13 protein-coding genes are annotated in these 22,985 nt (G+C 59.5%); 2 read left to right on the top strand and 11 right to left on the bottom strand.

Annotation, left to right across the window (positions count from 1 at the left end):
- Positions 1-48: 48 nt before the first annotated feature.
- The 11 genes from BB934_RS46070 to BB934_RS46020 form a co-directional block, all read right to left on the bottom strand.
- On the bottom strand, positions 49-1,998 hold the full coding sequence (locus tag BB934_RS46070; RefSeq protein WP_157934763.1) for a DNA phosphorothioation-associated putative methyltransferase: 1,950 nt from the start codon (positions 1,996-1,998) through the stop codon (positions 49-51).
- 174 nt (positions 1,999-2,172) lie between these two features.
- Positions 2,173-2,802 carry a hypothetical protein gene (locus BB934_RS46065; RefSeq protein WP_099516207.1) on the bottom strand — a complete coding sequence of 210 codons (630 nt, stop codon included), beginning with the start codon at positions 2,800-2,802 and terminating at the stop codon, positions 2,173-2,175.
- Positions 2,803-2,870: 68 nt separating this feature from the next.
- Positions 2,871-7,862 carry an FtsK/SpoIIIE domain-containing protein gene (locus BB934_RS46060; RefSeq protein ID WP_157934762.1) on the bottom strand — a complete coding sequence of 1,664 codons (4,992 nt, stop codon included), beginning with the start codon at positions 7,860-7,862 and terminating at the stop codon, positions 2,871-2,873.
- 370 nt (positions 7,863-8,232) lie between these two features.
- Positions 8,233-9,765, bottom strand: coding sequence for a hypothetical protein (locus BB934_RS46055; RefSeq protein ID WP_237050951.1), 1,533 nt, complete (start codon positions 9,763-9,765; stop codon positions 8,233-8,235).
- Positions 9,762-11,573 (bottom strand): hypothetical protein, encoded by a 1,812-nt coding sequence (locus BB934_RS46050; RefSeq protein ID WP_099516205.1) that lies wholly within the window; start codon positions 11,571-11,573, stop codon positions 9,762-9,764. The genes BB934_RS46055 and BB934_RS46050 overlap by 4 nt, the downstream gene beginning before the upstream one ends.
- Before the next feature lie 9 nt (positions 11,574-11,582).
- Positions 11,583-12,398, bottom strand: a complete 816-nt coding sequence (locus BB934_RS46045; protein WP_099516204.1) for a phosphoadenosine phosphosulfate reductase domain-containing protein — start codon at positions 12,396-12,398, stop codon at positions 11,583-11,585.
- Positions 12,395-15,526 carry a hypothetical protein gene (locus tag BB934_RS46040; RefSeq protein ID WP_099516203.1) on the bottom strand — a complete coding sequence of 1,044 codons (3,132 nt, stop codon included), beginning with the start codon at positions 15,524-15,526 and terminating at the stop codon, positions 12,395-12,397. The genes BB934_RS46045 and BB934_RS46040 overlap by 4 nt, the downstream gene beginning before the upstream one ends.
- Positions 15,523-16,434, bottom strand: coding sequence for a DUF4007 family protein (locus BB934_RS46035; RefSeq protein ID WP_099516202.1), 912 nt, complete (start codon positions 16,432-16,434; stop codon positions 15,523-15,525). The genes BB934_RS46040 and BB934_RS46035 overlap by 4 nt, the downstream gene beginning before the upstream one ends.
- Positions 16,431-17,543: a cysteine desulfurase family protein gene (locus BB934_RS46030; protein ID WP_099516201.1), complete on the bottom strand. Its 1,113-nt coding sequence runs from the start codon at positions 17,541-17,543 to the stop codon at positions 16,431-16,433. The genes BB934_RS46035 and BB934_RS46030 overlap by 4 nt, the downstream gene beginning before the upstream one ends.
- A gap of 714 nt (positions 17,544-18,257) precedes the next feature.
- Positions 18,258-18,398: a hypothetical protein gene (locus BB934_RS48320; RefSeq protein ID WP_157934761.1), complete on the bottom strand. Its 141-nt coding sequence runs from the start codon at positions 18,396-18,398 to the stop codon at positions 18,258-18,260.
- Positions 18,399-18,722: 324 nt separating this feature from the next.
- The gene (locus BB934_RS46020) at positions 18,723-21,026 is read right to left on the bottom strand and encodes a hypothetical protein (protein ID WP_157934760.1); all 2,304 of its coding nucleotides are present in this window, start codon (positions 21,024-21,026) and stop codon (positions 18,723-18,725) included.
- Positions 21,027-21,613: 587 nt separating this feature from the next.
- On the opposite strand from BB934_RS46020, the gene BB934_RS48315 reads away from it, so the two are divergent.
- On the top strand, positions 21,614-21,808 hold the full coding sequence (locus BB934_RS48315) for a hypothetical protein (protein WP_157934759.1): 195 nt from the start codon (positions 21,614-21,616) through the stop codon (positions 21,806-21,808).
- Between the two features lie 227 nt (positions 21,809-22,035).
- Positions 22,036-22,698, top strand: coding sequence for a tyrosine-type recombinase/integrase (locus BB934_RS46015; protein ID WP_099516198.1), 663 nt, complete (start codon positions 22,036-22,038; stop codon positions 22,696-22,698).
- Positions 22,699-22,985 lie beyond the last annotated feature (287 nt).

Below are 22,985 nucleotides of genomic sequence, written 5' to 3'. Positions count from 1 at the left end.
GGTGCGGGATCGTCCGCTGGCCGTCACATGCGGCGGCTGGCCAATGACTCAGGTACTGGTGGAACGTGATATGGGATTGAGCCGCTGAGCCAGAGCTGCTGCATCTGGTCCTAGGCCTTCAGGCGATACTATCCCGGCCTTGATGAGCTTGTCATCGATGTCCCGCTGGCTTGTCTGCGCAGGATCATCAGAGGGAAGATATCGGCTCTTAAGGTATAAGATCATACCCTTGGGACGGGATCTTTTCCGGCGTAGAGCCCTTAAATCAACCTCAACGATCTCTGCCACCACTGGAAGAGCTTTTGTAGCGTCCTCGCATCGGATCCCGCGGACCAGCCCCTCATCGGGCGCAACGTCCAGGAAGTCGCTGGAGCCGATGTCAGCTTCGGTCACCTCGGCACAGCCTATAACGACGCGAATGGCCGCTGGTATCCGCGGCAGCGCGGAGGCCAAGAAGCGGAAGGAACCGTTGCAGGTTCCGCCGAGGCCATGCCTCAATGCTTCGTCAATCGCTTCTCTAACTTTGTCCGGTTTACCGACTGAGAATAGAAGTGCTCTCGCCCGTTCCATCGCAGCGGCATGACTTCCGAAGAACGTCCGGACATCCCTTTGGATAGACTTAGGCAACGTTGCATAGCGCGGGGCACCCGGGAACTGAGTGAGGGCGAAGTGAACAAGCAGATCATCAACTCTCGCTTCAGCAGCTTCTTTCAGGCTACTAGGATTGAATGCGTCAACACAAAGAGAAAGAGCTCGCTCAAAGGAGACACGTGCCTCCGCCAATGAGCCAATGATGTCATCCCCCACCTCGGTAATGTCAGGAAGGCGGCCGAGTTCGAGCGCGATGCCCCAGATAATTTCGAGCTGAGGCGCGATCCGTTCTCTGATTGAGGTCGGCACCCGAGCGGCCTTTGTCGGGCGCTGGCGCGGCACAGCACGGAAGGTTTCAGACAACATCGAGGCGCGGGAGCGTCTGCGGTATGTGATTTCCTGCTCAAGCTCCTTGTCCCGGAAGATCGCGACGATCCCAGGAGCTAGGGAAATTGGGTTCTCCTTAGTTGCGGATGCCACCAGATGACGTAGGTCTTCTTGCGTAAACAAGCGCTGGAATGTGCCCCACGTACTCAGGAAACCATCTTTATAGGGGGTATACCCGGTGGTCGGGTACTTGCCGGCTGGCATCACCGCGACAGTCATGACCCGCTTTGCGAAGGACCATGCCGCCTTGAGGGTCTCGATGCGCTCGTGCGGGTTCTCAATAACATTGAGCACGAAGCCGAGGTTCACCACGTCAGCCGCCCGGCGCGGTCCATTCGGAGCATGGTGCGGATCCCAGCCAAACGCCTCGTAGCCGTTGCCTTGCAGCAGCGCCACGTCGTCTCCCTGACCGCAGCCGTAGTCAAAGATGTCGAACTCCCGCCGGATAATCGCTAAGCGCATCATGAGCTGCATCGGTTGAGAGAGATCGCGGCGAGCGATGGCCGTCCGATGCCGCGCGACATCAATCAGGCGGTCATCAGCCTGCACTAGACTTTGTGCCACCACTCTCAATCCTGCTTCACGGAGCCTCTCCTCCCATTTCCGCTTCGTGCCAATCGAGTTTGAATCCTTAAACAGGCCGCGCCCCTCGGCATCAGCCGTGAGCGCGCTAAACTTCGGGATGCGTGGGTCGCCTGGACGCAGGAGGGTTTCCTTGCGGTGTAGGATGGGCGGGCTCTCGCGGCCCTCGTAGTCCCTAGTTGAGACCTTGCCCGTGGCTAGATCGACCTTCGCGGATTGCAGGAGAGACGGGAAGGCCGCCTTGTCAAAGTCTTCGTAGACAAGGAGGGACACCTCGCTCCGGGAGACCTTAGCGACGTTCCAAGGCAGGTTGGGCAGTAGCGCTGCTGCCTTCTCGACGACCGCTTGGAGATTAGTCTCGATTAGGTCAATAGCTTCTCTGTGCACATAGACGAAGCCACCTACGCGCTTGCCGACGGATTGAGTCTTTCCGGACAAAGGAAGCCCTCTGATGCGTTGACACAGTCGATAGAATAGATCTAGTGCACAATTTGCCCCTAGACTTGCTGGAGCTGAAGCAATTTCAAATCCGAAACTTTAGGGGCGCTTGCCCCATCCGCAGCTCAATATGAAGCCAAGCGCGATAGGTGTAGGTCAACCACAAAGGGCCTATTAAGACCAAATCGCCTTTCCAGTCGGCCCGGAATCGCGCACGGCACTGAAGAAGTGGTTGAGCAATTCGTCAGTAATCTTTAGATATTCATGGCTCGGCTCTGCATCCCACTTAGTCATCTCTGTCACATCGAAGAGGTCGGGGTGCAAGATGAAGAGGTGGTCTGCTGAGTTCCCTTCACTATGTTTAGCGACATTAGCAGTGAGTCGCAGCGCAGTAAGCATCGGCTCATTAGGTGTGATGCCTTGATCTTTTAGAAACGCGAAGGCCATCGCCTCTTTGTATTCTTTAACCTTCATGCGGCTCTTCAACTGCCGCTCCCAGAAGTGGTGCAATGAGATCGTGAATGCCTCACGTAGGACGTGCAGCACACCGTTGATTTCCGAGAGCATCTCACCTACGTGGTCGCCATGATCAGAGATAAGGCGGCCCTCCTCATCCTCCTCGATGAAAGATGCACGGCCTGCTGCTACCTCTGCTTCGAATTCTGACCATTGTCGTTCGATACGGATCCGGTCACGATCGGAAGCCTCCCGTGCCGCCTCGTAGGATCGACGCAGCTCATCGAGTTGGAAACCAAATCTCCAGCCCCACATGTTGTTCGTAAGTGAATTGGGAGAGAAGGTCATAAAAGTTGTCTGGCCATACGGGGCGCTCCTATGGTGGCTCGGTAAGCTGGCAAGCAACGAACAATGTCCTATTGCCAGTGTGCCTTGATAGCAGCCGCAAGTTCCCACGCCTCATCATCGTCCATGAAAGGTGCTTGCCCGAATACAAGGCTCGTTTGGCTCGATACCCGTTCATTTGCTAGCTTCGCCGCGAAATGACCTTGGCCAAGAAGGTTCTCCGCTCCGTTCTCATCAAGGACGATCCGCGAGTTTGTTCCGGAGGCCACCTTCAGGCAGATCTTGTTGTTCATGTTGGCTTTAACCTGGCTCGGCAATGCGTCTCTATCCGGGCGCTGCGTTATCAGGAACAGGTGCACGCCTGCGGCTCTAGCCTTGGACGCTAGCCTGACCACATGGCTCGCCACTGCATCCCGGTAATCCGAATTGTCCTTGTCGGCCATCCAGTCCCCGATTTCGTCGTGGAACAGATAAATGCGGGGCAGCCTAGAGTCTGGGGCTACCTTAGCATTGTACTTATCGATGTTCGGCGCGACCTTCGTGATCTCCTCGTACCTGCGGTCCATCTCCGCGACGAGTTCCTCAAGGGTCTTGATCGCCTCCTCCTGCGAGGTGACGAGTCCTCCGTCCAAATGGGGCATCCCCGTGATCCATGGGTAGTCGGCCCCGAATTTTGGGTCGACGAAGCGTACCCGAGCATTACGTGGGGAGTTCGTAGCCAGCAGGTCCAGTAGGATGTTACGCGTCAGAACACCCTTTCCGCCCCCTGTCTCGCCAGCAATAAGCGTGTGCGGGCCGTGCTGGGGCTGCCCACCAAATTCCCCGAAGAGGTTGAGGAAAAAGAGCTCTCCGTCCTGCTCCTTCTCGCCGATTAGGAAGCTGCCATTCGAGATAGGAGCCGTGTCTGGAAGCCCCCGGCGACGCCAAAGTTGGGGTAGGAGGATGGTCGCGCGCTTCGGCCGAGCAACCATGATTATCACCTCGCCTTTGCTTGGCCGCACGTCCATAACGTCCAGTTCATGTGAGGTCAGCAGGACTTCCTTACGCCTTTCGACCTCTGCAACGGTCATCTTGCTAGAGCCCTTGAATCGAATGAGAGCGGAGTTGGGAGTCAGGCGCTCTCCAACGATGTCCGCGTCAAGGCCATAGCCCCGCAGAGCAATACGCAGACTCGTCTTCGTCTTCTCGAGCCATTTCAGAGTCTCGCCATCCTCGCCCGACCCATTGTAGGAGCTGATGAACTCAGTGACGGATGGCGGATAGGAGCCGGATGCTTGCCCAGCAACGGTCTCCGGCTTGCTCGGCTTGTTTTCCTCGGCACCTTCCATTTCTTCAGGTGGATGCAAGGACGGCTTTCCGCCCTTTTCCGTTCCGTCGTTCTCATGGGGCTCCGGCTTGAATCCGGTGATGCCTTCAGCCTCTGATTCGGTATCATCCAGCCGGGAGGCCATCGGGACAGGCAGATCGAGTGTGAGCGGCGCAGCGCCTTCCCGATTCAGGGAGCGCTCGAGGACACGGGCAATCTCGGCCCTGTCGAAGATGTATTGGCGTTGGTCATCGCTCTCCGACGGAAGCGCAGGAGGCTTCTCGCCGATGCAATCGTGGATGAATACGAGGGATGCACCCTGGATACGGATGTTCACCTCGTCTTCGCGCAACATCTTCGCCCATGTCCTCGGCGAGATCGACGCGACCTCGCCCTCGAACACACCGTGCTCAAGCATGAGGTCAGCGAGGCGGGAGCGCCAAGTGTGCTTATTGAGATGATCTCCGTCCAGGACGATGCGGTCGCGGATGTCATTGGTGCTCGCCTTCGTCTGAGCGAGCGACAGAGCTGCCTCCTGCGCCTGGCCGTCGGAGCCGACGAACTTGCTCTCAACGACCACGAGGTCAATCACTGGCCTACCGGAATCTGTCCCGAGGCAGACTGCGAGCAGGTCCGACATCTTGCCTCGGGCATGGCCAATTGACTTTCCGAAATCATCGAGAAGTAGCCATGCCACAGGAGCAATACCCTGCGGGAGCGAGTCCGTAATTACCTGCCTACTCATTACAAGGCCAAGTAGCTCGAGGGCGTTCTTCTCCAATCGTGCCGCCCTTAGCACAACCATACCGGAGATCAGTGCAGCTTCCCTGATGCAGAAGTCGGCAATTGCCGAGAGGTCGCCCGGAGCTCCGCCACGGATCAGATCGATCTGCTCGACCAAGCGTTGGCGTAGCGTCTTACTTGTCTGCTTGGTAGAGACGATAATATTGTGACTCGACCCTGGTCGCGTCACAAAGTGGATGACGCTGATGTCGTTACTTCTCAGAAGTTGCAGGTCCGCAATGCCATCGAATGTCACAACCCAGGTCGCCACCTTGTGCGCTTCGTCAATTGCCTTCGATACAGTCGTATCATCGAAGTTGACCTCGCGGATGGGAACGTAGTGCAAACTCCCGTCGTCGCGGTCATCCGTGTGGAGGTCGTGGATGAGATCAATGTAGGCCTGGACCTCAATGGGCCGTTCGGCCGGGACGAGTAGAACCTCGGTTTTGCGTGATCCCGCCTCGTGGAACTGGCGCCGCGTTTCTGCATTTGGATCGTGCTCGGCAAAGGTAGGCCACCCACCTTGTGGAGGCTCGCATTTCCGCCAGCCTGTGTGCGCGCTGCGGGCGATCACGTCGTGCAGAAAGACGATGTCGGCCATGCGACCTGACGCGGGACCGCGCCCAACGGTACCTACATCGAGAAACCCAACGCGAAGGCGAGACAGGAAGGACTGGGTCGCCTCGCTCGCGAGGACTCCGTCAAGCTCCTGGCTAATGGTCACGTTCTGCTCGGCATAGATCCGGCGCAGCCGCTGCTGATCGGTGTGCGTGAGGATAAGGTCGCAGCGCAGATCGCTCTCATTCTCAATCTTGCGAGCCAATTGGTCCGCAAGTCGTGAAGGGAGGTCGCGATTATCTGCGTTGTAGAGGACGACCGAGAAGTTGGCCCTCTCGTGAGGATTAAGATCGAGATATCGTTGCGCGATATCGAGGAAAGCCGCGGCTGCCTCTTTGGAATAACCATCGAAGGCCTCTTCGGCCCCCTCGTTCAGAGTCGGAGGCTCCATAAGGCCGAAATCAGCGAAGTGTTCAGTTTCGATCAGCATCCGGGGACGGGGATTATCCGGCACCAGTGTCATGGTCGGATGCCATCCCTGGTCCACCTGCTCGGTCGCCTCACTAGCGAATATGCGCAGGCTGGAGCCGTTGGTCGCGCCGGAGACGATCTTCGCGAGGACATCGACCATGCGCTCAGCCTTGACCTTCGCCTCCGCTAGCCTCAGGGGGTGCCAGGGGCACGATATAGCGACACAGGGCTTATCGGTGGATTTCGCGATGCCAATGGATAGCGCTGGGGTCCAAAGCTTCGTGCGGCAGTCGTCCTTTCGCGCGAGCTTGCGAAGAAGGCTGAGGAACTCCCCGTAGAGGGCCGATTGATCGAGGATTGCGGTCTCGCCAAGTCCATTACCATCAAGGAAGGCCCGCACGGCCTTCGTGTAAGATGCCGCGAAGGCCTCGAAGGAGTCCCGGATCGCCTTGGCCTCCATGGGCCTGAGGATCGTGCCCTCGAGTTCGTCGATACCCTTCCTGATAGCGGTTCCGAGATTGAGGCTTGGGATATTGATGTCGACGAGCAGCCCATCAGGGTTGTCAAGGATATCCTGAATGGAGGCGCGATTCTCCAGGTCGATAAGGCCGTCTGCGACCCGCTCGGTGCGCCGCGCACGGGAGAAAGCACCTTGGAGCAGTGCTGCCTCGGGCTGGTCCATGTTGCCGACCACTCTCCAGTTCAGCGAGTGCGCATTGGCGAACGAGTTGGTCGGCATCATCCAGATAAACTGGCTGGAATGCGAGGCCTCCTTTAGGGTCTTGTCGGAGATCTGGAGTAGGTTCTTCTCATCGAGCGCGTCAGCGGTGACGAGCGCTACATCGAACTTAAACTGGCGGGCGGATTGGGAATTCTTCTCATTACCGCTGAACTCGATCGGATGAGACCAACACATTCCGAAGTCGCAGATCACACCAGCTCGGAGGAGCAGATTGGGCAATCCGCGGAACCTGTCCCGCAGATAATAATAAAGGCTGGCATTCTTACTCTTCCAGAAATTCAGCCTGTCGCCCCCCTCAAGCTTTATGGCGACCCTGGCGTCGGCAGGCAACTCGTCGATGGAATCGACCAGATTGGCGACCGCATGCACAATACCCGTCAGAAGGTCGCCGTAGACCTTGTTCTCCTTGAAGACGAGGGTTTCCCACCGCTTGAGAAGTTTCCTGTCGTCCTTGATGGCTTCTCTGTGGGTAAAAAAGAAGTCTCGCTCGGTCTCTTTGGCCTCTATGTCCTCTGAGGTCAGCGCGGTGAGCATATTCTTCTCGGAGCCTGAGAGCTGCCGCGGCAGAGTCCGCTCGAAGAAGGCGATTGTCTCATCCCCAAGGCTGGCTTTCTTAGTCTGCTTGGTCGCCTTCAGTATGATCTCAACGTCATCCCATTTTAGGTTCGCTGAGACATTTTCTTGGCTGGCTCTCCACCGCCCGGCCTCGATACCCTCGTCGTCGAGGAGCGCCGTGAAGATGTCTGCATCGGCCTGCGTGATACTCGCCCGCTCGACGAGGTCTGCAAGGCGTTGCCGGATTACATTGCGGGATAAGGGTTGCCCGCGATCATTCCGGAGATAGAGGGCGTCTTCGGCCCGCCCATGGAGCTCGCCCAGCTCCTCGGCCCATTTCTCTTTCGTCTTCACCCGGCCCTTGGCGGCAAAGTCCTTGAAGTGTCCAGCTCCCCGTGGAATCCGGAAAGCCGGGAGTGCCTCGTCAAGGGCGCGCTCGATCGGACGGCCTTGCAGCTTATCATCGAGGAGGATCATGAAACGGGCCAGCATTCCGATGCCGTCCGTCACGAGACCTGCCGCATGAGCGCCGAGGATAGCGTTGGATATGTTATCCTTCTGCCGATTCGCCAAAGAGTTGAGTTCAGGGCAGCACGATATCCAGAGGTCGGGGGCATGGAGGAGGGTCTCCTCGGAGATCTGCTTCACCTCGCTCAGGGTTGCGCCAACAACATCGAGATGGTCGGTTGGGACCGCGAATATGATAGCGCCTTCCTCGCCTTGACGCTCCATATTCCGGAAGTAGGTGGCGCTCCTGTTGGACAGGAGTTTGATGGGCAATGTTCCGTCATTGAGCGCATTGTTGACGTGGACCTCCGCTCCCGGCATCCCAGCGAGACGACGCGCAATGGCCGAGGTGACGAACGCGTCGAAGCCCACAATCCTGAACAGGGACTTTCGGTTTGGATTATCCTCAATGTCGGACCTTACCTTCGCCTCGGCCACCCGAGCGAGGAGGTCGAGTTCGGGCGTAGACCCGGCCGTCTGTAGGACCAATTGGGGAGCGATGTTCATCATTTCATTCCCAGAACGGGTTGATCACAAAGGCACAATCGTCGGAAAGACGCTTAGCGAGCCCGAGAACACGGAGGCGTTCCTCAAGTAGTCGCTGATTAGCCTTTAGATTCGCATAGTTCACAGTCTCGAACTCCTGGCGACCAATCTCGGTGCCAATGATGAGGCGGTATCTGTTCCAGAGAAGCTCAAGGAAAGTTTCGAATTCCATAGGCTCTCGAACGTTCGCGAGGACGATTGCCTCAATCAGTCCGTCGCTTGCTCCGTACCATCGACCGCTGCCTCTCTTTGCGACGGCCATACCGATCCTGTCTGCGTAGAAGCCCACTACCCGCCCGAGATGCTGCTCGTGATCTTCGAGCGCTTCTTGCTTTATACGTTTAGGGATCTGGGTCGCATCCGCCACGTCGGTTGGCACATCGAATGCGAAACGCCTGTTCGTGATCTCTGCGGCAGCTTTCCGCGGATCAGCTTGCTTCAGAGCTGTGGCCCATTCCGGGGTCGCCTCGAATTCATCCACAACCTTGACGATCGCCGCACGAGTCTGATCTCGATGGCGGCGGTAACAATCCTTCGAGATCTTCTGAACCCCGATCGTGTCGCTACTAATCATGTCGAGCGGGAAGATCGGAAGATCGGTGCCAAGGACCTCGGTTGAACGCCGCGTTATGTACTGGACGACAGCGAGCCCCGATAGCCGCATCAAAGGCTCGGGAAGATTGTCATCCGGCAGATTGGGCAGGGACAGGAGTGACCTCCAGTCCTCTGCCAAAACGTCATACACGGAGTGCGAGGGCAGTGGCAGATACCCGATGTACTCGAACGAAAGCGGGTCATCGGTTACAGGGGGCTGGAGAACGCGGGCGAGCGCATTCCAGCGACTGCCGCTTCCTAGGAGCCGCGTTCTGATCAGTGGTTCGAGCTCCTCGCAGCAGGAACTGCGGTTGAGCATCAGGTAAAGGAGTTCGCCGCCGCGTGCGAAGAAGCGGCGGTCCTTGTCCCGGGAGCCGACCCTCTTCTCACCGTAGTCGGCCATCAGCATGTCGGCACCACGCGGGGCGAGGTGCCTGGACGTAGGCCGGCGCGACCGCTCGCTTTCGACCTCAGCCGAACGCAGGAGCGCCACCGCATTCCGAAAGCTAGTGAATCGCGTGAATCTGTCCCTGAGGTAGCCAAACTCCTTCTCGCCTTCCGGTCCATGGCGATCAAACCAGTCGTTCCACATTGAGGCGTCGGAGACGGCCTGCCCGTCGGCGATCTCGTCGATGGCACGATCCTTGAAGAGAAGGGACCGTAACTTCACCCTTGGCATTAGGCTGTAGGAGATTCTCTCGTGTACCCCAGGCGTCTCGACTCCGGTCAGAATCCGTTCTTCCTTGGATAGGTACGCCATGATCCCGAGCGACTCGAGCAGGAGGAGCCAAGGAGTCTGATCGTTCAGAAAACGATGTCCCCAGATCTGCTGCTCGAGCCAGACATCGGCCTCAAGCCTCTCGGGCGGCTCGAGGGCTCCTGGCATAGTCTTTGCGATCATCATGCTTGCTCCGTCACCCCGATGCTCTCGTCTCGTAGGTGTCCGTCGTTGTCGAGACGGACGATCCTCATCTCCTTGAGATCGTCCAGTGCGATGAGTTCGAGTCGACTCAGCCGCGCCACCACCCGAAGCCTAAACTGCCGCAGCTCCTCATAGCATTGCCTTGAGAAACTGCCCGGCAGCGAGCCGCTTTCGACCCGCATTAGGTACTCGAACAGGAGGGGTTGGAGCGGGTTGCTCTCGATCGGCTTTGCCGGGCCTCTAATTCCTTCACGCCCGGTGACGACCATCCTGGGTCGGTCGAAGGAGCCTTTGGCATCGAAGTCGAACGCTACGATGTCCCTTGGAGTGCCGCCAAGGGGAAGCTCAATGTCGAGAACCCGTCCGACGCGGCTTTGGGTGTTCCCGGCGGGGGCCGTGAACCAGACACTGGTGCCGTCATCGGTCATTGTGCCCGAGTAGCTGCGGTTGAGGCCAACGACGAGCTTACTCTTGAGCATGTCGGGTGAGCGCCCTGCCCTCAGATCGTCGCTAAACCGCAGGTAACTGCCGCCGTGCATGAAGACGGATAACCGCCACGGATCGAGCTCATCGTTTCGTTCGGTGACCGGGAGGACGAAGAAGAGGCGACGACGCTGCGTTTCGAGCGCTGTTTGAAACTCGGAAAAGTCCTCGGCGTCGCCGCGGCGATAGCGGGCCCTCTGCTCCTCGAATAGGCTTGCGCCGTGCAACAAATCATTTGCCACGTACCTATCGTGGTATTCTTTGGGGAGTGCCTCGATGAGCAGCGTGTCAATGGTGTTGTTCGTCTCCTGCCCGATCCCGGCATTCTCGAATACAGAGAAGGCGAGATAGTCCCGGTTCTCACCGCGTCTAAGGTTGAGTCCTAGCGCGTTATCGTAGGGGTTCGACATGACCTCGTTGCCCTCGGTCACCAGACTCCTTGCGGAAGTGCAATCTAGGAGGACGCTCTTTCGTCCCGAAACCCCGAGGACGATGTTAACGACGAGGAGGAGGATGTGCCGCATAGGTAGATGTGTGTCGTTGGCGGCTGCGAGGTCGATCATATCCCGAAGACGGTTGCGCATCTCGGTTCCCGACAAAACGTTGAGATTGCGCCGGATCGGGCATCTTCCGTCATCGTTCAGCCCACAACCCTCACACCCCGACCAGCCACGATGGTTCATGACCTCAGTCACGATGCTATCAAAGAGAGCGCCATGCGGCTTCTGGCTCAAGTTGTGCATCAGGAGCCGGAGAAAGCCGTCGGTCGGTTTGTTCTCCTTCAGCATGGTCCGGATCGTGGCCTCCACGGACCTTGCCTCGGGATGGATCTGACTGTAGGTCCGCCAGAACCGTAGGAGCTGACCGTCGTTGGCAGCGACTAAGTAGAACGTGTTGGTGCTGCGTCCCATTAGGGATTCGAGGAAGCCCTTAAGGATCTCCTCCTGCCGCGGGTCATCATGAAACTCGCTCAAGTCCTTTACGACGACTAACGTCCGCTCCCCCGGCAGCCCGAGTTCGACGAGACCTTGGCCCGCGTCCCACGTCTCCCGGGTTCCCCCGAGTGCGGTGAAGATTTTACGGCAGTGCCACGTCTTGCCGTCGCCTGCCGTCCCGGTGAGAATGACGTTTCGCGGCTCCGTGGAACGGAAGTTGTCAGCCAGCTCAGTCACTAGGGAGGAGCCAACCTCGATCGGATCCACCCTGTGCAGGTTCGCTGATTTCAGTACATGTTCGTCGTATAGGGAATCGGATGAGGCACTCGGGCCATACGTCCGGAGATAGTCGACCAGCGGACTCGCGTTCATTTACTGCTCTCAGAGGTGACAGATGACACAGCCGTCTTCGTCGGATTTCTGCTTGATGTCCCGACGTGGCATGTTTTCGACATCGTTCAGGGAGCGGCCATCTACCCAGGTGTACCTGCGGCCGTTCTTCCCTTGCTCGTATCCCTTTGCCTTCTCGTAAAGTTCCGGATGGCGCTCCTTGAGGCCCTGCCATTCCCCGATCTGCTGGTAAAAGCAGAAATAGCAGCCAGAGCGGGAGCGCCACTGGTAGTACTCGGGCAGCCCAAGACCCGTGTCGTCGAGTAGGCGCTGCACGTCGCCGATTGTGATGCCGTCATCCTTGAAGGGGTAGACTGGAATGATGTTCGGCTCCTCGGACAACATGACCTGCTTGCCCTTGCCGATGTAGCCAGAGCGGTTCTCGTCGGCGCGAATCCCAATGTACGAATAGGCTTTGTCGCCGCCGATGTGATTCTCGAAGGGGTGGATCTTCAGCATCCGCGTGCACCAGCGCGAGCGCGGACTGGGCAGGAACCCGGAGAAGTGCTCGTAGAGTACGACATCGAACGGAGAACGTCCGTGCTTCTCCGACACTCCGAGGAGGTCCAGCGCGGTGATGCGTGTGACCTTTTTGCCGAGGACGTGCTCGAGACGCTCGAAGTATTCATAAGTCTCGGGCAGCTCCGCCCCTGTATCTGAGAAAACGTACTCGAACGGGAGGTGTGGATACTGCTGCGACAGGTAGATGGCCAGGGCCGTGCTATCCTTGCCGCCCGACAGGGGAACGATGTGGCGGGCCTTCCCGTCGAGGGCGGCGTCCTCCATTCTCTTTGTCACTGCGCTCATTTCCCCCTCCCCATGCCCGTAATCCGGGCAAGTTGCTCCTGAAGATGCCTGATCCTGATCTCGATAATCGGAGCGAGTGCCTTCGGTGGCTCGCTGACATCGAGTGCCGCTGATTCGATTCGCAACCTACATTCTCTCAGCTCCTTGCGAAGCTGTTCCTTCGTATCGTCCTGCCATCTCTCGATGCCACGCTGAAGCAGAACCGAGCTCATGGCGCGGGCGAGCATCTCAGGCGACTGTCGCCCGTTCAGCGTTTCGCGGGCCATCCTAAGCATGCCCTTGTCGGTCATCTTGAGGTCGGTCCGCTTCATCAGGCCATCCACGTCCAGGCAGGACACCCAACCCTTGATGCTCTCGATCACGTCGTCCGACTCGTAGACGCTCATGACCTGCGTCATGACCTCCACGGCATCCCGCAGGTACCCGTCCACCAAGCCGTCGATGACGTTCCGGATTGTCTCTAGCGAACGCAGCGCGGCCTGGTATCTCTGGTCTCCCCTGGCCTTGCCGCCGAAGCGGGCCGGAAGGGTCTCAGTTAAAAACTCAGCCGGGTCGGAGGCCTCGTTGAGGGCACGCAGAAAGATGCGGGCGTCATCCGTCATCCTCCGTGAGCGGAATGCGCCCTCGGCGATGCCCGACCGCCAAGCCCTGACCGCGTCGTGGGCCGACCGGATGCGCTCATCGTGAGGGCCGACCTTCGTATGGGCGAAGGTGTCGACGATTCCATCTAGGAATTTGACGACTGCCTTGCTGTCCGTATGAACAGCGATCTCGTGCCGGGCGGGTTCGAGGAACATGCGGCTTGAGTCAAAACCGAGCACGTCGGGTACGTAGACCCCATCTGTATAGATCGAGACAGCTCGTCCGAACGCTCTGTAGCCTGCCATTACGATGACAGGAATTACGCCTGACGGAAGGCCGATTGGCGGAGCGGAAAGATCTTCCACGATCTTCGTGAGCGGCTTGGTGCCTGGTTCGGAGAAGAAGTCACGGACATGCTTCCAGACCGCCCGCAGTCCCTCGTCGGTAAGCTCCTCTGGCTCGGCGAAGCGGCCCCGTCCGTCCTCCTCGATATGGATGCCCGTGCGGGCTAGCACCGTGCGGTAGACTGAGGATTCCGCCGAGGCATCGTCACCGTAGCCGAGAAATGGTTCGGTCGAATGCTCCATCAGGCGCAGGATCACGCGGATCCGGGCAGTCTGCATCTGCCGGGAGAGGCTGCCGCGCATGACTTGGTCGTTTACAATGCGGGGAGTGAGCGGGAACCACTCGTCCATTAAGGCCGAGACCGCGATGCCCGCCGGAAACTCAGGGCTGACGTTCAGCGCCTTGCCGTTCGCGTACCACCGGGTTGAATCCGGACGATCGGTGGTCAGCCGATGCAACACCACCGTAAGGTGCCGCCGCGCGATCGCGAGCAGCTCATCCAGCTCCTGCGCCACGAGCGGATCCTCCGACAGGAGGCTCTCGTCCCGGCGCAGGGCCGATAGTCCCTCGATCTCAAGGGCGGCGTCGAGGATCGCGATCGGATCCTCCGGGATGACAAGGATAGTGCGCAGGAGATCACATTTGGTTGCAAACTTCCTCGCGAGACGGACATCGTCGCTCGAGTCGCAGATCACGTAAATGAGCCGTCCCCAGGTTCCGGTCTCCGGATCCCTCGGGATCGAGGAGAGGCCCGAGGCCTTGACGTAGCTTCCTGTTAGGTAGCGGGTCGTCCCGTGCTTCTCGTTGTGCCGAATGGGACGCAGGAATGTCGCCGGGTGGTGCTTGTCGAGGAAGCCAAGCAGGTCGAAGGAAGTCAGCCGCCGCATGTGCTCGTCCCGCAAGCGCGAGGCGATGTCGATGTCGGCCCCGTGCCAGATGGACACGTCGTCGTTGAGCTTGCGGTAGAGGACGAGCTTGCGCTCGATGAGGGCTTCGATGGCGGATGTTGCGCGCTTCTCGGGATAACCCTTGGCTCGGACGGCCAGCTCGAGAACGTGCTTCGGAAGGTGACGGCGCTCGCCGTAGGCTCCGAGCTGGAGCAGGAAGGCGGCGGCAAGGATCTCGCGCTCCACCTCGTCCGTCGTCTTGCTCCGAGCACTCTCCGCCTCGATCCAGCGCCGATGCACTCCGCCGATGCCCACGTCGGAGCGCATCGCCTCCGAGAAGGCCAGATAGACCTCCTCAAGGCCGATCGGACCCGTCAGGTTCACACCCTCAATGAAGGCGAACAGACTGCGCTCGTTCTGCGCGACCCGAGCGACGAGACGCGGTAGCACCTGGAGGGCGCCCGCAGTAATCGGGTAGGCCTTGGTGAGGAGGTCAGCAACTTCCCCGGTATCGTCGATGCCGTCGAACCAGCGCGCCTCGACGACACTGGAGGCAAGACCCTTGATCACCCTCCTGTCCGGCTTCTGACCGTGCGGCCGCTCGGCGATCACGGTCGCGATGAGGGCGTACAGCTCGCGGCTGTCCTCGATGAAGCGGATGGCCTCGAAGCGCCCCTCGATCTTGCGCCACTCGTTGCGGGTGGTCTGGTTGAGGGTGCCGGCATAGGCGAGGACGTTCTGGTGCAGCAGAAGGGTCAGGCTTGCGGTCGTCCGGGTGGCCCACTCGGCAAGGCTCTGGATGGTATCGAGGTCTCGCGCCCGTCCCTCTGTGATGAGGCCCTCGAGATGGCGGCCGAACTCGTCCCAAACGATGGCGATTCGGTCGACCCCCTTGAGGCGGGAGGCGGCGGCGAGTACGTCGTCGATGCCATCCTGTGCGCCGAGGCACAGCGAGGCGGCGATGCTCGCAGACACGTCCCTGACGTAGCCGGACAAGGTCACCACCCGCCCCTTGCTGCACGAGTCGATGCGCTCGGTGTATTCAGAGGCGAAGGCAGGGTCGACTTTCTCCATCCGCCCAGCGAGCCTGCGCATCAGGTCGTGGTTGTCGGGCTTGTTGTCTACTGCGAGGGCGCCAATGCCTGCTGCAAGTGACTTGCCACTACCGTAGGCCGCGATGACCATGGTCGCACCACCAGACAGGACGGCGCGAGCCACCGGGAGCGAGCGCGAGGTCGGGTGGTAGTGATCTAGCCGCGACGGGACCGCGATGTCGTCCTTGAGGCTGACGGAACGGAGGAAGGGCTTGTTCATCGAGCTGCTCCGATCCGTGAGAAATGCCTTTCGAACCATAGATCCGGCGGGAGTCTCGGGATCGTGAGCGTGCGGTTCGAGCCGAGCATGACGATATTCACCCCCAGCGAGCCGTAAATATTCGCTGCCTGGGTCGCCATGTCGTCGAGCATGTCACCGTCGAGTCCAAGGATACGCCCTGGGGAGTTGCGGCGGCGCAGGAGATCACTCAGGGCGACGCTGTCGCTCTCCATATCCTCTGCAAGTAGCGCGGTCGCGGCGAGGAACGCTTCGACGGGAACCCGGTCAAGCGGACGGGTACGCTCGAAGCGCCCCGTGTCGGAATGCTTCATGACGAGTGACAGTCCCCTCAGCGGGCAGATGGTCGCGTCCTCGGGGTCCGGGCGCTCGTTGGCCGAAGGCACCGCGTACGAGATCAGAAGGCACGCAATGTCGCGCTGGATCACGGACGTGGTCGTCTGGTTGGTCGACTTCTCCTTGACGTATCGGTTGAAGCTCTCGACGCAGTGCGTCCTGTCGAATGACCTTTCTTGGTAGTCGTTGAAAAACCAATTCCAAACGCTCCCGCCGCGGCGGGCCAGCATGATGTGGACGATCCACCACGATATCGGGAACTCGAGATGGGGATCATGGGCCCAGATGGCGAGGCCAAGATCAGAGAGGCGAATGTCTTTCCTCTTCCGGTCTCCCTCAAAAGCCAGCATCCCTGTCGCCTCAAGCCAGTACTGGAGCGACTTGATCATGCGGCTACCGAGACCGAGAGCGTCCGCTGTCTCAAGGTCAGCCTTAAAGCTGTCCGTATCTGAGAGACGTGCAAGCCCTTTGGAGAGCCAACCTTCCCGAATCGTGAAAGTCTCATGCCGCCCGAACTCGTACTTACGGCGTGCTTCCTCGACGGCAGCCCTCATCTCATCTTTCCTACAGTTTCTGCGATGATGTCGGCCGCACTAAGCGCCTCATCCATTGTGTTCATAACGGAGAACGAGAAGCGCACACTCGAATAGGCGTCGTCCTCAGAGAGCCCCATTGCCAAGAGCACATGCGACGGCTCGGGTCGGCCGCTCGAGCAGGCGGCCCCGACAGAACAGGCAATGTCCCGTTGGTCGAGCAGTGCAACGAGTGCCATCGCGTCGATGCCCGGAAAGAGAATGTTGGAGGTGTTCGGCACGCGCGGGCTGCTACCTCCATTGACCCGCATGCCTGGGACGGCACTGAGCACAGCCGCCTCAAAGGCATCTCGCATAGCCCGCAAAGCCCCCGTCGCCTCGTCGAAGGCCTTGGCCCTCTCCCTAAAGGCGACACCCAGTCCGACCGCGCCAGGTACATTCTGGGTCCCAGAGCGGCGGCCACCCTCCTGACCGCCGCCAAGGATCTGAGCCTTGAGGCGGGTCTCTTCGGGGTCACCGAGCACTAAAGCCCCTGTACCTTGCGGGGCATGGAGCTTGTGGCCGGAGAAAGTCAGCGCGTCGATACCGTCCATGTGGACGGGAATACGCCCAATGGCCTGCGCGGCGTCGATGTGGACGAATACATCGGGGCGGCGCGAGCGCACGGTAGTGACAATGTCCTCGACAGGCTGGATCACACCAGTCTCGCTATTGGCCCACTGAACACTGACGATCACATCACCCGAAGCAGGAAGTGCTTCGGCTATGGCCTGGGGATCAGCCCTGCCGTCGACCAACACGGGTACCACCCGATGCTCGGCCGCGGCCTCGGCGGGACGAAGGACAGATGGGTGCTCGACGCTCGTCGTGACAATGATAGCTTCAGGAATGCCGCGGAGGACAATATTGTTAGCTTCAGTGCCCCCGGAGGTGAGGGTCACTCCCTCAGGAAGTGCTCCACGGATCAGGAGGCAGACCTCGTCACGTGCGTTCGTGATAGTTTGGCGTGCATTGGTGCCGCGGATATGAACGCTTGACGGATTGCCGAATCCGTCCTGCATTGCAGCAAGAACGGCACGCCGCACCTCCTCCGAGGCCGCCGTGGTGGCGTTCGCGTCAAGATAGATCATTAGTTGTGAAGCCCCTAGCTATGATGGAAACACAGCCATTCTTAATTGTACGTTTCTCATTCCGCTTTAGATGACAAATTTTCAACAAATTTTCTCTGCGGCAAGTTAGCAGGAACCCAGATTGATTGTTGGATAACGCCATCTGTGGATGAGGGATAGATCGTCCTGCCGGCCGCAGTCAGGTACATAGTACAAAACATAACAGAAGCCCGTTTTTTAATGCTATATTATAAAAATACATGTCCACGTTGCAATCCGAATGTTAGTCTCCGAAGCTAATAGTATCATCGTAACAATACGTATATGGGGTGATGTCTGGGTACCATTCTTGGGCCCCGAAACAGAACAAGGAGGAATCAACTATGGCTGTCCGGAAGGCTCCTAAAATGCCGCAACCGGGATCTGATGCCTGGAAGGCTTTTGTGGCCGATGCAATCGCAAAACCACCGACACGCCGCACCAAGGCCGAACGTGAAGCGATCGCGGCAGCCATGGCACAAGCCGATGGAGAGCGAGCGGTTAAGCATTGACCGGAGGGCATCGGCTCGCCGGCTAGCCGCACCAGTTCCCGTAACTAGCCTGGATCCGCGGGATCTCCGCGCGAAGGATAGTCTCCGACGTATCGATGAAGGCCCTCACCGGAGACTGGGCGGCGACGCGCGTGCGGAGTGCCGGTTTGGTCACGTAGCCGTTGGCCGGAGCCCGCACGGTGGTTCAGTCGAGCTTGCGCTCGGCGGCATCGATCTGTGCCCACAGGTGCTCGACCTCGAATTCACGCTCCTGCACGTCGAATGCAAGCTCAGTGTCGCGGCATTGCAGTTCGGAGAGCTGGCCGAGGCGCAGTTCAGCGAGCATGAGCTGGGCCTTGATCGCCAGGACTTGGCCTAGGAGATGGTCGGATCGATGCAGAACAGGACTTCGCCTTCCTTAATCGGCGTGCTCGCCACGAGGGGCACGTCGACCACCTCGCCGGCCACCGAGTGCACGATCTGCACCGAGTTGCGCAGCCCCGCGGCCGGCCCCGAGGGTGCCCCATCCCATCGGGATGAACAGGCCGACGAGGAGAGCGAGCAGGACGATGACCAGAGACAGCTTCCAGAACAGCGGCATGATGCTGCCGGGCTGAGGTCAGGCAGCGTTTCTGGGATCGCTTCGGCTGATAGGATGTCTAGGTGAATATCACCAACGCCATCCACCTCGCCCGAAAAACTGCCCCACATCGTTGAAGACCGAGTTCTTCCCTCCGAAAATCTGACCTGGGTTGTTGAAGACCGAGTTGTCGCCGCCCCAGATTTGGCCGGGATTGTTGAAGACCGAGTTGTCGCCGCCCCAGATTTGGCCGGGATTGTTGATGACGGAATTGTCGCCGCCGGTAAGATCGGCAATCGCCCGAAGGGCTTTTACTACTTCGTTGTTCTCGCCTGGTCCCTGCGTGATGTCGTTATAGGCATTCCTCAACGTGACGACGATCGTGTTGTTCGGTCCAAAGCAGTCCTCCCCGATCTTGCCCTTGAAGCATTTCGTCAGTTCGCGCAGGGTCAGGCGTCCGGCCGTGCAACCGACGAACGAGATCGGTTCGCCGCCCGTGCTGGCAGCGCACTCGGCAGCCGTCCTCCACTCTTCGTTCATCGCTGGGGCCACGGCGCACAATGCGAAGTCCGTCGGGCCCTGGCTGCTCGTTACGCATCCAACGAGCCGTGCGGCCTCAGGGGGAAGCACCGCTCCAACCGCGCACTCTGCTATCTTCGACCGATCCCCGTTCGACCGCGAAACGCAGCCCAGGGCCCGCCTCGACTTGTCGTCCAATAGTCCATCGGTGCAGTTCTCGATCGCGGAACTCGCATCCCGCCCCATTGAAATGCACTTGTAGGCATGCTGGGCAGCCCTGACCTCGGGCGTGTCCCCCGCAATGCAGATCGCCTTCCCGACGGGGTCCAGATTGGAAAGGCAACCCGCGATCTTAGCACCCTCGCCCGGAAAGTACTCCGAAAGGCATTGGAGGGTCTCCGTCCTGTCGCGAACGGTACCGAGGCACTTGGCCACGGAGCCCGCTTTCGCCGCGTCGGGGGAGATTATGGACAGGCATTCGAGCGGATCATAGACCTTCTCGGTCATGCACCGGGCCGCCCCGACCTGCGGACCGGACAAGCTGTCCTTGAGGCAGTCGATGCCCGCCGCGGAAGACTGCGCAGTCGCAACGCAGTTCCGAATGGATTCGGCCGAAGCGATCTCGTTCTTTGACCGGGCGCACAGGAGCATCTTGCTGAGTGACGGGGTGCCGCCGCCCATGCAGCCGATCAGGTTATCCAGTCCCTTGTCCTTCACCTGCGCCGTAAGGCATGCCGTCCTTTCACCCGCCGTTATCCTCATGAAGCATTCGCGCACGGCATCGAACGTCTTGCTCATATCGTTCGCGACGCAAGTCTGGAAGCTCTGCTCCGACCCCGTCGTCTCTTTACACCTAGTGATGGTGGTTTCGTTCGGCGCACGGGGAATGTCCCGGTCTCGGAGCATTAGCAGACTTCCACGGCTCAGGTCAGCCGCCGCGAGCGTCGCATCGAGCGTGGCCCTGCCTTCGACGGTGTCGGGCAACGCGGGGCACATCTCGCCGAGACTGCACGTGAGGAGAGCTCGCGGGGTCACCCAAAAGCCCGAGCAGTCGTACATCTGGGTGATCGTCATCGTCTTGTTGCCTGCCACGCCGTCCGTGAAGCAGCCAACAATCTTCCCGGCAGGTCCCAGCCCAGCGAAACCATCCCCGGAGCGGGCAATGGAGGCAAGAACTGGACTCTTCGCTGTCAACTCCGTCATCAGGATGGCGGAGTTGTAGTCTTCCGGCCAATAATCGGTGTCGTCGAGAGGTGGAACGTTGCTTCGTGGTATCTGCAATGCAACGAGTTCGTTGGAGGTGTTAAACAGAAAGCCGCCTTTCGTGTTACGGCCTTGGTCGTTGCGGCCCCGGGGGCATGTGTAGATGATGGCGCCCTTGCCGACCTCCATGTACCCGACGTGGCACTTCCATTCCTCAGGATTGGGTCCCGCGCCAAAGAGATTTACGACGACTATCTCCTCACCGGGTTTGGGCGGGTTCCTGGCTATCCTCACGGGCCTGTAGTGTTGCGTGGGGTCTCCAGAAACCGTGAAGAGCGCCCAACGACCTTGAGCCTCGATCGGATCCATCGGAACCGGGTAAACGGACGCGGACTTGATCCACAAGTGGTTGCCCGGAATATGGCCTATCATGAACTGCTCTGGTTTCGGCCCATAAATCTCCCGTCTCCCCATGCAGGTGTCATTCGCGAGCACATGCTTGGGTGATATGAGAACGGCCGCGCAGCTTGGCGCATTGTAGACCGCTGGGTGTTCGGAGAGTGCCACGATAAAGCCCACGGAGTTGATGAGCGAGTTCGTGTCCTTGTTCGGTGGAGTGCCTTGCGTGGCGGGTTTGGCTGCACTGTTCTGGGCTTCCGCAACGGGTTTCATCGACTTGCTCTGAGTCACCTTCTGAGGAGTGCCCTTCCGTCCCTTGTCCCCGCCGCTGCTGGACGCCTCCTTCCTTTTGGCAGGGGGTGGCGTGCAGTCCGATAGTTCTCCGATCCCAAATTCCACCAACTCCTTGCACGTAAGCGGCCGTGATTTGATGTCGGCCCTTCTCATGCAGCGTCCAGCCAGCATGTCGGATTGATTGCATAGCGAGGGACCGAACAGAAAATCGAGGGGGCCAGGGGAGATGCGCTCGCAGTATCCCCTCTGCCAGTCGGCCTCCATGCACTGGACGTATTTCGCAGATCCTTGCTGGCCAAGAGCAGGGGCAATGGCGCCAATCGCAAATACGGCTGCCACAAGCGTTCGTAACATCATCGCCGGATCTCCGATGATACTGCGCCTTCCCCAGCCAGTGCGCGTGGCATCTTATCGACGATCAGAACGCCCTTACAACGGCAACTAATGCTTAGTTCATCGCCCAGAGCCCAAGCTCGTCACAGCGAAGATGACCATTTGGAGTAAGTCTCCATTCGAGAACTCCGCAGAAGGTGGCTCGGCGTTCGATCAGTTTAAGGAGTAGATGAATGGCGTCCCCGATTGGAGCGCGAAGACCCACTAATTTTTGTCAGCTTGTGAAAGCCCATCGGGCCACGCACAGCCTGACCCGCGCCCTCAAGCGGGTCAGCACGGAAATGAGCCTGCACCTGCTCGCCTATAACCTGAAGCGGGTTGTGGCGATCCTCGATCCTGAACCGCTGAAGGCGGCAATCCAATCCTGAGGGGCCATTGCCAACGGGATGTGAGCCGATAATCCATACTGGAAGCCCAGGAAACTAACATTCAGTCTCGCGAGAAACCCAACAGCTATCTGCATCACCGCCTCGTGTTACGCCCGACCAGAAGACTACGACAGCCGCGGCTGGGGAAAAGGAAAGAAGAATGGACCGGGCCGCTGGGACAGTGCCGCAACGGCTGGTAGTCTGCCAAACTCTTGTAACGGAGGCGCATGGTGTCGGAGTATTGGGCGATCGAGGGAATGCTGTCAGAGCGGCAAATCTCGCGGCTGCTGGCGGCTTGCGCCGATACGCGCTACCCTGCCCGCAACCGCGCCATCGTCCTGCTAGCAACGGACGCGGGCCTCACGCCGAAGGAGATCGCCTGGCTCAAGCGATACTCCGTACAGATCGATGACGGGCTGGTGGGCGACCACATCTCGCTTGCGGGCAAGCAGGGCAAGCGGCTCACCCAGCGCAGGATTCCCCTCGCCCGCAACGGCCGGCTCCGCAAGGCCATCATCGACTGCCTCGCAAGCTTCCCGGGAACGGCGCATGACCCGCTGATCGTCAGCGAGCGCGGACTGGAGGGCGATCCCGACGAGCTCCAGGGCTTGCAGGTCTTCCAGGAGATGCGGCCGACCTCGATCGGCTACGTCCTTTGGAAGCTGGCCGACAGGGCGAAGGTGAACATGGACGGCGGCAGGGACGCACGGCGTACCTTCATTGTCCGTGTCGGCCGCGAGATGCGACGCGTCGGCGGCTCACCCAGAGACGTGCAGACGCTGGCGGGGCATCGCTCCCTTGAAAGCACCCAGCGGCTCCTGGAGGCCGATTTCGCGGCACAGACGAGGGCCATCGGGTCGCTCTTCGACGGCCTCCCCGAACAGGGCTGACACCTCCCCTTCCTAAACGGCGGCTTGTGGCTCCAAGGCGGGACTTCGTGCGCCCTCGCCACGGACGCTTGCGTTCAACTTCGCCTAAAAACGACCGAGTGGCTTTTACGAAAAACCCACTCACTCTTTTTGAAGGAACCAATGGATCCGGACAGGTCGGCGTGGCACAACGGGCTGCCGGGGTCCCCTGCCCTCACTGCGTGTTCCTTTTCCCTAGACCCGCAGGGTCTTCATGCATCTTCGGCTGTTCCTACCGTGTGGTGACTCATAAAGGATTCCCTATGGGT

It is taken from the genome of Microvirga ossetica (assembly GCF_002741015.1).
GTDB classification, from domain to species: Bacteria; Pseudomonadota; Alphaproteobacteria; order Rhizobiales; family Beijerinckiaceae; genus Microvirga; species Microvirga ossetica.
This window is presented reverse-complemented; position numbering and strand designations above follow the sequence as displayed.